General features: G+C 57.3%; 9 protein-coding genes and 1 pseudogene. 3 read left to right on the forward strand and 7 right to left on the reverse strand.

Translation table 11 applies throughout. The annotated features are described in order from the left end of the window. Positions 1 to 5: 5 nt before the first annotated feature. Complete coding sequence (locus RHM65_RS04640; protein ID WP_322167111.1) at positions 6 to 2,027, reverse strand: hypothetical protein; 2,022 nt, start codon at positions 2,025 to 2,027, stop codon at positions 6 to 8. 1 nt (position 2,028) lies between these two features. Next, positions 2,029 to 3,000 (reverse strand): annotated as a pseudogene (locus RHM65_RS04645) (ShlB/FhaC/HecB family hemolysin secretion/activation protein); the annotation flags it as partial. A 479-nt stretch (positions 3,001 to 3,479) separates the two neighbouring features. On the opposite strand from RHM65_RS04645, the gene RHM65_RS04650 reads away from it, so the two are divergent. After that, on the forward strand, positions 3,480 to 4,067 hold the full coding sequence (locus RHM65_RS04650) for a LysE family translocator (protein WP_322167110.1): 588 nt from the start codon (positions 3,480 to 3,482) through the stop codon (positions 4,065 to 4,067). On the opposite strand, the gene RHM65_RS04655 is transcribed toward RHM65_RS04650, so the two are convergent. Then, complete coding sequence (locus RHM65_RS04655; protein WP_322167109.1) at positions 4,064 to 4,879, reverse strand: AraC family transcriptional regulator; 816 nt, start codon at positions 4,877 to 4,879, stop codon at positions 4,064 to 4,066. The genes RHM65_RS04650 and RHM65_RS04655 overlap by 4 nt on opposite strands. Positions 4,880 to 5,138: 259 nt before the next feature. On the opposite strand from RHM65_RS04655, the gene RHM65_RS04660 reads away from it, so the two are divergent. Next, complete coding sequence (locus RHM65_RS04660) at positions 5,139 to 5,624, forward strand: hypothetical protein (protein WP_322167108.1); 486 nt, start codon at positions 5,139 to 5,141, stop codon at positions 5,622 to 5,624. Between the two features lie 68 nt (positions 5,625 to 5,692). Then, complete coding sequence (locus RHM65_RS04665) at positions 5,693 to 6,049, forward strand: bacteriocin (protein ID WP_322167107.1); 357 nt, start codon at positions 5,693 to 5,695, stop codon at positions 6,047 to 6,049. 320 nt (positions 6,050 to 6,369) lie between these two features. Here the strand turns inward: RHM65_RS04665 and RHM65_RS04670 are convergent, their stop codons facing one another. The 4 genes from RHM65_RS04670 to dgcA all read right to left on the reverse strand — a co-directional run bounded on the left by RHM65_RS04670 (position 6,370) and on the right by dgcA (position 12,581). Beyond that, positions 6,370 to 7,173 (reverse strand): electron transfer flavoprotein subunit beta, encoded by an 804-nt coding sequence (locus tag RHM65_RS04670; RefSeq protein ID WP_322167106.1) that lies wholly within the window; start codon positions 7,171 to 7,173, stop codon positions 6,370 to 6,372. Beyond that, the gene (locus tag RHM65_RS04675) at positions 7,163 to 8,383 is read right to left on the reverse strand and encodes an electron transfer flavoprotein subunit alpha/FixB family protein (protein ID WP_322167105.1); all 1,221 of its coding nucleotides are present in this window, start codon (positions 8,381 to 8,383) and stop codon (positions 7,163 to 7,165) included. The genes RHM65_RS04670 and RHM65_RS04675 overlap by 11 nt, the downstream gene beginning before the upstream one ends. After that, entirely contained in the window at positions 8,383 to 10,344 is a 1,962-nt protein-coding gene (gene dgcB / locus RHM65_RS04680; RefSeq protein WP_322167104.1) for a dimethylglycine demethylation protein DgcB, read from the reverse strand. Before dgcB ends, RHM65_RS04675 begins: the two co-directional genes overlap by 1 nt. Before the next feature lie 176 nt (positions 10,345 to 10,520). Then, positions 10,521 to 12,581: a dimethylglycine demethylation protein DgcA gene (gene dgcA, locus RHM65_RS04685; RefSeq protein WP_322167103.1), complete on the reverse strand. Its 2,061-nt coding sequence runs from the start codon at positions 12,579 to 12,581 to the stop codon at positions 10,521 to 10,523. Between the last annotated feature and the right edge of the window lie 12 nt (positions 12,582 to 12,593).

Genomic DNA, 12,593 nt, shown 5'->3' on the forward strand with positions numbered 1-12,593 from the left:
GGCCCTCATTTCGGCATCTCAGGTGCAGGTATAAGCGCTTTCTTGACACGCTCAGGACTATTATTGATAAGTTCTTGCCATGCGATCCCCAAAGTAGTATTACCTCCCCAGACCATATAAGCAGCCCAACTGTTGGAGTTAAATAGTGGGCTGGGACCTGTTCCCCAACCATGCGTTTTCACATTAAATGCGCCGTCCTGAGTGGGTTGGACTGTACGTATCACGAATCCGGGATCTAGTGCGTGCATTCCTGGCAACGTGATATTGATCACACTCATGGTACTGTCATCTGTCAGGTGCGCAACATGACCCAGCTTAGCCCCCATCATATGCAACTCACTCACATCTCCACTGTTAACCACCCTTATCCCATCTCCACCAGGGCCTGCATTTCGTCGTAAAGCTTCATACGCTTGTATCAACGAACCACAGCCACCTAGCAAAGGAATACAGCCTTTGGTCACGTCGCTGTACTCATGAGGTTGCCGGGTGTCACCAAACACCGTCTCCCAATACTGGAAGGCCTCAGGAATGCCCCCCCCGGGTAGCCCCTGTGAATTGATGAACGTACCACTTTTAACTGCATCAGAGAATTTGGCCTGACAGGCTGACGAGCCTGCAGACTCACAGTGTTTACCAGCCCAACTGGCATAGCTAGGAAGACCCGAGGCCATGTTAGCGGCCATCAGGAGGCTGTTAGTTTCAATATCACTGATCGCGCCAAAGGTGGTTTTATCCTTAGAGTTGATAGCCTTGTCTGCGGCATACAGGTCTCCAAAGCTTTTAGCGCCTTCAAAAATCTGAGCGATGTGAATATTGAGGCACTGTTGGTCCTTACAAGCCATCAACTCAGCGTCGTTGGCGTCGCTCATCCTTTTGGCATCTGTGATCACCTGTTGACGACACGCTGTGTTGCCCGCTGCACAAACGGCCAACTGCTTAGATAGAACTTCAATATCCGTGTGTTTGAGGTAGTTGTTTTGCACTTCCAGTAAACCTGCGTTAGCCCCGGCAATACCACCTACACCGGCTGCTACAAACCCGGAGGCGCTGGAAATTAGCGCTTTTTTTACATCAACAGGAATGTCCAACTGAGCGACTTTTTCAGCAATCAACGGTACCGTCAGACCAGTTACGCCTGCGCTCATGGCGCTGGCTCCCACTACACCACCTGACAATCCTTGGGTCGCCCCGGCTAAGGTATGCAACAAAATCCGCGCGGCCCCGCCCTCGTCCCAAGCCGCCTGAGTTGCGAGGTCACCTGATTTGCCCGCAACGTCACGCTGCCGATCAGCGTAATCACCAATTTTTTGGTACGCATCAGCAGCCGTGGTGTTGGCGACAATTCCCAGGGATGTGGATCCCCCAGCTCCCCCTAATGCCGCAGCGATAATCCCACTAGCAATGTCGGCCAATACTCGCTTGTCGCCGCCCGCCGCCCAACTCTCGGAAACTGCCTTGAGGTTTTGCTCAGCAGCCTTAACATCAGACGGACTTTTGGCCGTTTTCAACCGCTCTTTCGCCTCATCTACCGACGCCTTCGCCACCGTACTGATAATCCCACTGGCCAACTGGGCCGTGCTTTGAATCAGTTCGATACGCTCCTTCATTGCCTTTTCATCAGGCCTGTCCAGCTTCTGATTGGCGTTGGCGGTGTCGTGGTTCAGTCCCACGAGGTCATTAGCGCTCTCGGCATTGCGAACAACAATCGTGCCTTCGCTGACTGCACTGCGGGTGTGACTACGGTCTTCATCCTTGAGTGCTACCGGGATGCTGCCGCCGATTGAGGCGCCGCCAGCGCTGCTGGACGAAACAGCGAGGCCTACCGATTGGCTCTCGATCTCGATGATATTTTTTATGTCGTTGACGATTAGGCGATCCGTGTTGAGGCGGTTTTTGTCGACAGACGCTTCACTGGCAATCACAGCGCCCTGCAAGGCAGTCGTCTTGCCGACATTGATGTCGTAGCCACCTGCGCCCGCGAAGAGGCCGCTTTGGTCGGTCACGGCCTTGTAGTCACTGTTCATGTTTGCGGTTCTGGCTGTCGCCGGTCTGCTTGAAATCAAAACCGTCGCCGTGTGCCACCGAGCGGTAATCGCTCTGGTTGTAGCTGTAGCTGAAATTCCACCAGCCCCACGGCACGTTGTAGTAAAGCATCGCGTTTTTTGAAGTTTTCTGATGGTCGCTGATGGCGTCGTGGCCGCCGCGCAGAATCAACTGATCAGCCAGGCCCAGCGGGCTGTCCCATTCAAAGCCGGTGCCCCATTGCTGTTCGCCAGTACTTTTCTGGCCATCGTTGTTACGCGACAGGCTGGCACGCCAAGGCTTCTGCGGGTTGTTTTTCACCAGCACCGAACTGCCGCCAACGGCATCGCCTGGTGCCAGTTCCATTTGTGCCTGGTTGGAGGGCAAACGGTTGAGCTGATCAATGGCCTGCTCGATTTCTCGCAGGTTCAGCAAGTCACCGTTTTTGCCGGGAAAGGCCATGGCCAGTTCGCGGTCCGAGAGTTTGCTGTTGTCGGCGCCTTTCAAGCCTTCGAGTTTGCCTTCCACCACCAATACTTGCAGATGACCCTTGGACAGGTCCTGTTGCGGCAAGTAAGCCCGGCTGGTGACCAGGCCTTTGTCGATGTAGTAGTCGGTAATGGTCTTGAGCAATTCATTGAGCTGGGACACGCCCAGGCACTGGCCGATATAAGGCTTGAGCAGGCGCTCGCGGTCGGGTGCGGACAGGCTGTCAGCGCCCTTGAGCTTGATGTCTTTGATGGGGAAGCAGCGGGTGTCCGCAGGTGTGGTGGGCGCTTTTGGCTTGGCCTCTTTACCGGGCAGGTCCTTGAGCTCTTCAAGACGCCGCTGCTGTTCTTCCAGCAGGCGGTTTTGCCGGTCGCGGATCAGGTCCTGATCGCCGGGCGTAGGGGCAGCCGACGCGCTGTTCAGCGCGAAGCAAGTCAGCAGGCAGACGCCCAGCAGCAGCCGAGTCCGTGGCGTGAGAGAAGACATGTTCGATCCGTCGAATTAAAAAGGGGGGGCAAACTAACATCGAAGCATGGGTGAGCCAATATCTCGACTGCATTATCAGAAATCGCCTACAGGCTCACCAACCTATTGATTAATGATAATTAAATATCAAAACCTCTAAAAATATCTGTATTTGAATTTGACGTTTTTATTCCGACAGACGGTATCGATCATCCAACTGACGAGCGATGGCATCGCACTTTGGCTTCATCTCAAGGTGCCAATTTTCGATCAACGTCAACAGCCGGAATATCATCGACTAACGCAGACCGTCGGCTCGTGGATTGATAACAACCTTCCTCCCCGCAAATTACCGGAGCCCTGCACGAACTTTGCAAAGCCGAAGGTCATTCACCTCCGCGATAAATTCAAACCCCACCGCACAGGGCAGTTTTTTTCAATACTCCACACCCCCACCCAACTACTTTCAACGCGCATTCATTAAACGAAGCGGAGCAAAAATGAGCGTGTTGATTTCAATGGCGGCGTTTGCCTTGGCGGCGTCGATATCACCGGGGCCGGTAAATGTTGTGGCCCTGAGTTCCGGAGCGCAGTTCGGTTTGAGTTCCAGCCTGAGGCATGTGCTCGGAGCTACGGTGGGGTTTGTTGTGTTGCTGTTGTTCACCGGTTTCGGGCTGCATGAGGTACTGAAGCAGTGGCCGATTCTGACCGACCTGATTCGCTGGGCTGGCGTTGCGTTTCTGCTGTGGCTGGCGTGGAAACTGGCGGTGGATGACGGGCGATTGGAGGTCAGCAGTGCGACGCGTCAACCGTCCTTTCTGCGCGGCGCTGCGATGCAATGGCTCAATCCCAAAGCCTGGCTTGCAGCCGTCGCAGGAATGGGGGCCTTTGTTGCCAGCGGAGATGCCAAACTGATCTGGTCGTTTGCCCTGATCTACTTTGTAATCTGCTACTTGTCGGTGGCCTGCTGGGTCTACGCCGGTGCGGTTCTGGGAAGGTACTTGCACAGCGCGCCCCGGATCCGTTTATTCAACCGCTGCATGGCAGCCATACTGGCGGGCTGCGCGGTGTCCCTGCTGTTGTTTTAAGGCTTGTATTGCCCTGGCGTCGCCGCGAGATGCTTCTTGAACACCCGCTGAAAATGCGCCTGATCGGCAAACCCTGCTTCATGTGCGATATCTATGATCGACGCGCCGTCACGTAGCTGCGCCTGAGCGTGCTGAATTCGCCGGTTGATCAAGTAGGCGTGGGGCGTCATGTGATATTGCTGCTCAAAAGCGCGGATCAAATAAGCTTCCGAGAGATTGGCCGCCTTACAAATTGCCGCAAGGCGCACCGTGCCCATAAAGTGCTCATTGATGTATTCAGCAGCGCGTACCACCCTCGGATTGATCCTTTTTAGTTCCAGCGTCGAATGGCCTAACGTCCGCTGCATCAACATGAAGAAGGCAACAGCCGCTTTACGTTTCGGCAGGGCGTCCAGCGCTGGATCGATCAGTTGCGCATACAGGTCAATCAGGCCAGCAAACAATTTAGATGATTGAGTGTGGGTAGCCGAGATCGGTTGGAAACCCAAGCCGTCACCATCGTCATGACTGTGCTGAATCCCCGCTAGCCAGTTCGCATCAACGTACAACATCACGTATGACCACGGTTGGTCTTCGACGGGATTGCAGGCGTGGACTTCGCCTGGATTCATCAACACCACCGTCCCGGCGCTGATGGTTTGGCAGCTCTTTTCATGCAGGTAAGTGCTTTGCCCAGAGGTGACCGCACCAATGGAAAACACCTCATGAGAATGCCGGCCATAAAAGACCTTTCGCCCATCTTCTATTTGGCGCGCCTCGATGAAAGGCAACTCTGCGTCTCTCCAGAATGTGGGCATAGCTTCGATGGGCATGGCGATTACCTGATCATTTCAGCAATAGTGTTGCAATTGGAATTAGCCACAATAACCGTTCAGGCCAATCTCGCTCAACATTGCTTGTGGTGTGAGATTAGTCTCCGCCTCAAATCGACTAACAACCTAAAACCCCCTCAATCGTAAGGCTTAGCGGTTTTTTGTTGGTATCGTTTGCCCCATCCCGCTTGGCTATTCAAAACGTATGCGTTTCAATAGCGCCCATTAACGGCATCCAGCCTGCACAGGACTCTAAGCCATGGCTTCGCCAGACAAACAGCAGAAACGCGCCAAGCGAGCAAAAACCAAAGCCAAGCAGAACCGTTCGGGTAAGCAGACCCAGGGTTTGTTCCATCCGGTACTCGCCTCGCCGCTGGTCAACGAGCCGTTTGATGACGTCGAGGTTGACCTGTCTACGTTCGATTTTGCCGATCTTCTCGCCAATGGTTTTGACCCGGCTGACTTCGATGACCTGTTCCAGGCGATGAAAGCTGCAGAGGCCATTAGTCAGTTGGCAATGTGCGTGGTGTTTTTGCAGTACCCGGTGTTAGAGCTGGTGATTTCCGAGGAAGAAGAACAGCACGCCACCGACTTCCTCATGGGCCTGCTCATCGCGTATCGAACGAATTTTTACGATGAAGACGAAGACACTGCCGTTGCATGGATGGAAGGCGACGCTTTCCAAGCTGATTACAACGAGGCGTCACGCATTCTAGTTGGCAAAAACAATCAGCAGTCTCGCTGAAGATTTCTACCGACTCACGCCGTGAGTCGCGGTATTCCCTCTGCATTATTCTTTTTGAGGTTCGTAACATGCGTACAACACTTTCCGCCTTGACCCTTACCCTTGGATTGCTCGCAGCCCAGAACGCGATGGCTGGCAGCGAACTTAATGCCGCATTGGGCGGCGGCGTCGGTGGCGCGCTGGGTAACGTTGTTGGCCAAAAGATGGGCGGCGGCAGCACGGGTGCAGCCTTGGGCGCGGGTGTCGGCGGCGCAGCAGGTGGCGCATTGACCGCCAAGAAGGGCCATAAAACCAAAGCCGCACTCGGTGGCGGCCTTGGCTCAGCGGGCGGCTCGCTGCTCGGTAACAAATTGGGCGGCAGCACTGGCGGCACCGTTGGCGCTGGCTTGGGCGGCGCGGCGGGCAGTGCACTGATGGCTAAGTAAGCAGCCCTTGCGGTGGACGGTGCTACCCGTCTGAACGTGAACAAAAAACCCGCCCCGTGCGGGTTTTTTGTTGTCTTGATTGCTAGGCTTTTGCTTTTCGATAACAAGCAAAAGGAGTGCAGTTATGGCATCCCTGAATAAACACCTGGGTCGCCTGCATTGACGCTTTCGTTGGCAAGCCAACTCTCCCACAGAGACTTCGGCAGACATGAAATGGCAGGCACTGAAAAATCTTATCGCAGCCTTCGGCAGCGCCTAAAAATTATTTATTCATTCAACCGGGTCATGCGTCGCTTGATAGGCGACTGGCCGCCGGCTTCTCAGCGAACCACGCCTTCTTCAATCAGCAACTTCAAAATAGCCTCAGCACCGGCCTCGGCACTGACACCCTTGAGCACTTGCCCACCGCCGCCACTGGCTTTGGCGGTCGCCGCTTTCATCCGATCAGCGCCGCTTTTGCCTTTGATCACTTTCAGTCGTTTTGGCCGAGGCTTGGCGGGCTGGAGCGACGAGGCCGCCAACAGCTCGTCCATCACCACTTCAACCTGATCAGCCGCCAGCAAACCACGCTGCGCTGGGCCATAGGCACTTTGCCGAGAGTTGGGCGCGGCGTTATCCACAGTCGCGAGAAACGGCAGGCGGACTTTCAGCCGACGCCGCTGGCCACGTGGCAACGCTTGGAGCACATGGGCCACGCCGTTTGCCAATGATTCAACCTGCGCCAATCCGACGACTAACGGCCAACCGAGCTTTTCTGCCAGCAAGTACGGGAGCATGCCTGAGCCTTCGCCCGTTTCAGCTTGGCTGCCGGTGAGCACCACTTGCACGTTGGATTCACGTAAATACTCCGTCAGCGCAGGCAATGCGTCTGCGCCTTCGGGCTGTTCCAAGACATGCAATTCGTCCAGGCCCATGCCCAGATAAGCCCGCAGCGCAGGCTCTTCGACATTGCCGGCATGCAGCACGTGCAAGTTATCCCCAGCCAATTGCAGGCCCAGTTCAACGGCGCGTGCATCTTGCTCGGCGCGGCGCGGACGGCCAGAAGTCGGGTGAGCGCCGATAGAGACCAGGCTAATTACATGAATCGAGCCGTTATCCACAGGGGCCTTCGAATTAAGCGGCATCGCGTTTCCCCTCGTTGCGGTGGGTCTCAATCGCCGCAATCAGCGCTTTAAGAATCGCTGCGCTGTCACCAATGACCGACAGATCGGCGCGTTTGATCATGTCGCACCCCGGATCTAGGTTGATCGCCACGACTTTGTCGCAGGCGCCAATGCCCTGCAAATGCTGGATCGCGCCGGAAATACCCACCGCGACGTACACCCGCGCTGTGACCCACGTACCGCTGGCGCCGACTTGGCGATCACGCGCCATGTAGCCGTCGTCCACCGCCACACGGGATGCGCCTTCGGTGGCGCCCAATGCGGCAGCGGTGCGGTGGAACAACTCCCAATCTTTCACGCCATTGCCGCCAGAGAAGATGAACTCCGCTTCGGCCATGGGAATGGCTGCCGGATCAACCGCCACCGCGCCAAGGTCTTCGATACGCGACAGGCTACGCGCCACGGTTGTGTATAACTCCACGGGCAACACTTCATGTCGGGTGTCGCTGACCGGTTCGGCACACTCGACGGCGGCTAAAATCAAGCGCGCCAACGGACCGGCCACGTCCTGACGGCCGGCCCCAGCGCGACCGATGCACTGGTTATCCGTGACCTGCCAAACCCGTGTTGCCGGGCGTTCGCCTAAGCTGGCGGCAAAACGCCGACCCAATTCGCCGCCACCGGTGCGGCTGTCCGGCAGCAGCCAGTGACGCGGGTTGAACTGGTTATCCACAGCCCGCAGCCCTTGTACGCGCTGCTCGGGTGAATAACCGCTGAATTCGTAGCCTTCCAACGTCAGTAATCTATCGACGCCCGCCGTGGCGAAGGTGGTTTCTTTGTGTTCGCCGAACACCACGGCCACTACCGCGCCGTCGTTACCGGCCAAACTGTGGGCCAGACCCAGCAGGTCGCGGTCGTGAGCGCTTAATCGGCCACCAACCATGTCCGGGGCGACACAAATGTAGAACGCCGGTTGCGCGACCTGATGCAGCGGCAGTTGCACTTCAGCAGCAGAAGAACGCTTAACCGCGCCGCCCTGTTGCGCGCCGCTGCGGTCGATTCGTTTGACGCCGTTAGGACCGATGAAGCCAACGTGGTGCACGTCTTTGCGCACGACGCCATTAGGCCCCATCCAGCTGGCTTGCGCCGGTTGCATGGCCGCGTGCAGCGGGTGCAAGCGGTTACGGGCGATCCACTCAGCGCGAGGGTCACGGCGAATAATGTCGCTCATCAGTGTGCCTCCGCGAGTTCAGGTTTAACTGAACCCTGCTTAATCGGCAGCGGCTTGTTGACGACGGCGCCTTCCAGCAACGCGTCAGCCACCAGTTCCGCGATGTCTTTGATCAACGGCCGAGGTTCGACCACGCCTTCGAGCATCGCCGTGCATTGCGGGCATCCGACCGCCACCAGCTCGGCGCCGGTTTCGCGGATGTCGTCCATGCGCATGTCAGGGATACGTTGTTTGCCCGGTATGTCCGTGATCGGCGCGCCGCCACCGCCACCGCAGCAACGGGAACGGAAACCGGAGCGTTGCATTTCCTTGATCTCGATCCCCAGCGCACGCAATACCTCGCGCGGCGCCTCGTATTCACCGTTGTAGCGACCGAGGTAGCACGGATCGTGATAGGTCACGCTGGTGCCTTTGTGCTGGCCCAGATTCAACGCGCCCGCTTCGATCAGTTCGGCCATGTAAGTGCTGTGGTGCTGCACTTGATAATGGCCGTCGAACGCACCGTATTCGTTTTTCAGCACATGGAAGCTGTGCGGATCGCAGGTGACGATGCGCTTGAAGTCGTATTTGGCCAAAGTTTGAATGTTGCGCTTGGCGAGCATCTGGAACGTCGCTTCGTCGCCCAGACGCCGAGCCACGTCGCCACTGTCGCGCTCTTCCAGACCGAGCACGGCGAAGTCGACATTGGCCGCTTTCAGCACTTTGACGAAGGCGCGCAAGGTGCGCTGGTTACGCATGTCGAACGCGCCGTCACCGACCCAGAACAACACATCGGCGGTCTTCTGCTCGCTGAGCAGATTGAGGTTCAAATCTGCCGCCCAGTTCATCCGCCCGCCCGGTGCAAATCCGCCGGGGTTGTCGGTAGCGATCAAGTTATCCAGCACTTCAGCGCCTTTGTTCGGCGTCGCGCCTTTTTCCAAGGTCAGGAAGCGACGCATGTCGACGATGGCGTCCACGTGTTCGATCATCATTGGGCATTCTTCAACGCAAGCGCGGCAGGTGGTGCACGACCACAGCGTGTCGGCATCGACCAAGCCGTTGACGATGGGTTGATGGGCGTTGCCGCCGTGTTCACCGATGGCCCTTCCTGGATACGGGCTGCCGGCGAAGTTAGCGTCTGTGCCGCCTGCCAAACCAACGACCATGTCTTGAATCAGTTTTTTCGGGTTCAGCGGTTGGCCCGCCGCAAACGCCGGGCATGCAGCTTCGCATTTACCGCACTGCACGCAGGCGTCGAAGCCCAGCAATTGGTTCCAGGTGAAGTCCTTGGGTTTTTCCACGCCCAACGGCGCGCTGCGGTCGCTCAGGTCCAGAGGTTTCAAGCCCGTAGAGCGACCGCCCCCAAAACGCTCGGAGCGACGGTGCCATGCCAGATGAAATGCACCGGCGAAGGCGTGCTTCATCGGCCCGCCCCACGTCATGCCGAAAAACATTTCTGAAACGCCCCAGACCACTCCGAGGCTTAATAAGGCCACGAGGAACCAGCCGCCAAAATCTTCCGGCAAAATCCCGGCGACCGGCAGGGTTACCAGAAAGAAGCTCACGGAAAACGCCATCAGGCTTTTCGGCAAGCGCATCCACGGGCCTTTGGACAGGCGTGCAGGCGGGTTGCGCCGGCGCAGGGCCATGAAGATCGCACCGACGAACATGATCGCCGACGCCAATAACAGGGCGTAACCGAGGATACGGTTATGCAGGCCGAAACCGTGGACCAGGATCGCCAACAGCGCGGCCAGCACAAAACCACCTGCGGTCGCGACGTGGGTATTAGCGATGTATTTGTCCCGAGCAACCACATGGTGCAAATCCACCATGTAGCGCTTGGGCATGGCCAGCAAGCCGCCGAGCAGGTCGACGCTGGACGCCCGGCCCTGACGCCACAGCATCACCCGCCGCACCGCGCCCAACACGGCCAAAGCCAGGGCGACGAACAACAGGATGGGAAGAAGGGTGTTCAACATGTGGAGCTCCCAAAAGACCTCGGGTCTTGCAAGGGGATATACCGGAATGCGTCACCCTGATCTCTGTGGAAGCAGGCTTGCCTGCGAAGGCGACGCGTCAGACAAACCGCGTTAACTCATTCGCAGGCAAGCCTGCTCCTACAGGGGATTAAACATTCCCGGGATCAGTCATCAGCTTAAAAATCCTTACACAACCGCAAGGCGTCATAGATGGCCGCATGGATGTTGCGCTGGGCCACGCAGTCGCCGATGCGGAACAGCAAGTAGCCGTCGCCCGGTTGGCTCAGGCACGGTTGCGGCTGAATCGCGAATAACGCTTCGATGTCGATTTGGCCTTTGTTGCGCGAGGCTTCTTTCAACTCGTAATACATCCACTCATCAGGACGCACGCCGTTCTCGATCACCACCTGGTCAACCACCCGCTCCTCTTTAGCGCCGGTGTATTCGTTTTCCAGAACCGCGACCAGTTTGTCGCCTTCGCGGTAGACCTTTTCCAGCATCAGGTCGCCGGTCATGATCACTTCTTTCGGGTACATGCTGCGGTAGTACGTCGGGAACGATGTACCACCGATGGCCACGCCCGGCTTGATATCGTCGGTGACGATCTCGACCTGGCTGCCTTTGTCAGCGATGAAGTCGGCAACCGACATCCCGGTGAATTCACAAATGGTGTCGTAGACCAGCACGTTCTTGCCCGGTGCCACGGTGCCATCCAGCACGTCCCAACTGCTGACAACCAAACCCTCTGCTGCGCCCCAATGCTCGTTTTGCTCAAGGAACGGATGGCCGCCGTTGGCCAGCACCACCACGTCAGGACGCAGGTCGAGAATGGCCGCAGGATCAGCCGCCGTGCCCAAACGAACGTCCACTTTCAAACGTGCCAGTTCCAGCTGAAACCAGCGAGTGATGCCCGCGATTTGATCGCGCTGCGGTGCTTTCGATGCCGTAGTGATCTGCCCGCCGAGGGTGTCTTTCTTCTCGAACAAGGTCACGTCATGCCCACGTTCAGCTGACACGCGAGCCGCTTCCAGGCCGGCAGGACCGGCACCGACGATCACCACTTTGCGTTTCACGCCGGTGGTTTTTTCGATGATGTGCGGTACGCCCATGTATTCACGGGAGGTCGCGGCGTTCTGAATGCACAGCACGTCCAGACCTTGGTACTGACGGTCGATGCAATAGTTGGCGCCGACGCATTGTTTGATCTGGTCAATCTGGCCCATTTTGATTTTGGCGATCAGGTGCGGGTCAGCAATGTGCGCGCGGGTCATGCCGACCATGTCGACGTAGCCGCCTTCCAGAATTCGTGTGGCCTGGTTCGGGTCTTTGATGTTCTGTGCGTGCAGCACCGGAACCTTGACCACTTCCTTGATGCCGGCCGCCAAGTGCAGGAACGGCTCAGGCGGGTAGCTCATGTTCGGAATAACGTTGGCCAAGGTGTTATGGGTGTCGCAACCCGAACCGACCACGCCGAGGAAGTCGATCAAACCGGTGGCGTCGTAGTACTTGGCGATTTCTTTCATGTCCTCATGGCTCAAGCCATCAGGGTGAAACTCGTCGCCGCAAATACGCAGGCCGACGCAGAAATCAGGCCCGACTTCCTTGCGCACAGCCTTGATCACTTCCATGCCGAAGCGCATGCGGTTTTCGAAACTGCCGCCCCATTCGTCGGTGCGCTTGTTAACCCTTGGGCTCCAGAACTGGTCGATCATGTGTTGGTGCACGGCAGACAGCTCAACGCCATCGAGGCCGCCAGCCTTAGCCCGCCCAGCCGCACTGGCGTAGTTGCCGATCACTCGCCAGATTTCTTCCGGCTCAATGGTTTTGCAGGTCGCGCGGTGTACCGGCTCACGAATGCCCGACGGCGACAGCAGCGTCGGCCAATGGTCGCCATCCCAACGGGAACGACGGCCCATGTGAGTAATCTGGATCATGATCTTGGCGCCATGCTTGTGCATGGCGTCGGCCAGGTTCTGGAAGTGCGGGATGATCTTGTCGGTCGCCAGGTTGACCGATTTCCACCAGCCCTGCGGGCTGTCGATGGCGACGCTGGAAGACCCGCCACAAATGGCCAGGCCAATACCGCCCTTGGCTTTCTCTTCGTAATACTTCACATACCGATCCGTGGTCATGCCGCCGTCGGTGGCATACACCTCGGCGTGTGCGGTACTGAGTACGCGGTTACGGATGGTGAGTTTGCCGATCTGAATCGGCTGGAACATCGCTTCGAAAGCCATGACGGAAACCTC

Origin of the sequence: Pseudomonas sp. CCI4.2, from assembly GCF_034350045.1 — a bacterium.
Classification (GTDB): domain Bacteria; phylum Pseudomonadota; class Gammaproteobacteria; order Pseudomonadales; family Pseudomonadaceae; genus Aquipseudomonas.

What these genes read in the sequence shown, in the direction of transcription:
- RHM65_RS04640 (WP_322167111.1), bottom strand. Translation starts at nt 2,027, where the DNA reads ATGAACAGTGACTACAAGGCCGTGACCGACCAAAGCGGCCTCTTCGCG.
- RHM65_RS04650 (WP_322167110.1), top strand. Translation starts at nt 3,480, where the DNA reads ATGAGCGTGTTGATTTCAATGGCGGCGTTTGCCTTGGCGGCGTCGATA.
- RHM65_RS04655 (WP_322167109.1), bottom strand. Translation starts at nt 4,879, where the DNA reads ATGCCCATCGAAGCTATGCCCACATTCTGGAGAGACGCAGAGTTGCCT.
- RHM65_RS04660 (WP_322167108.1), top strand. Translation starts at nt 5,139, where the DNA reads ATGGCTTCGCCAGACAAACAGCAGAAACGCGCCAAGCGAGCAAAAACC.
- RHM65_RS04665 (WP_322167107.1), top strand. Translation starts at nt 5,693, where the DNA reads ATGCGTACAACACTTTCCGCCTTGACCCTTACCCTTGGATTGCTCGCA.
- RHM65_RS04670 (WP_322167106.1), bottom strand. Translation starts at nt 7,173, where the DNA reads ATGCCGCTTAATTCGAAGGCCCCTGTGGATAACGGCTCGATTCATGTA.
- RHM65_RS04675 (WP_322167105.1), bottom strand. Translation starts at nt 8,383, where the DNA reads ATGAGCGACATTATTCGCCGTGACCCTCGCGCTGAGTGGATCGCCCGT.
- dgcB (WP_322167104.1), bottom strand. Translation starts at nt 10,344, where the DNA reads ATGTTGAACACCCTTCTTCCCATCCTGTTGTTCGTCGCCCTGGCTTTG.
- dgcA (WP_322167103.1), bottom strand. Translation starts at nt 12,581, where the DNA reads ATGGCTTTCGAAGCGATGTTCCAGCCGATTCAGATCGGCAAACTCACC.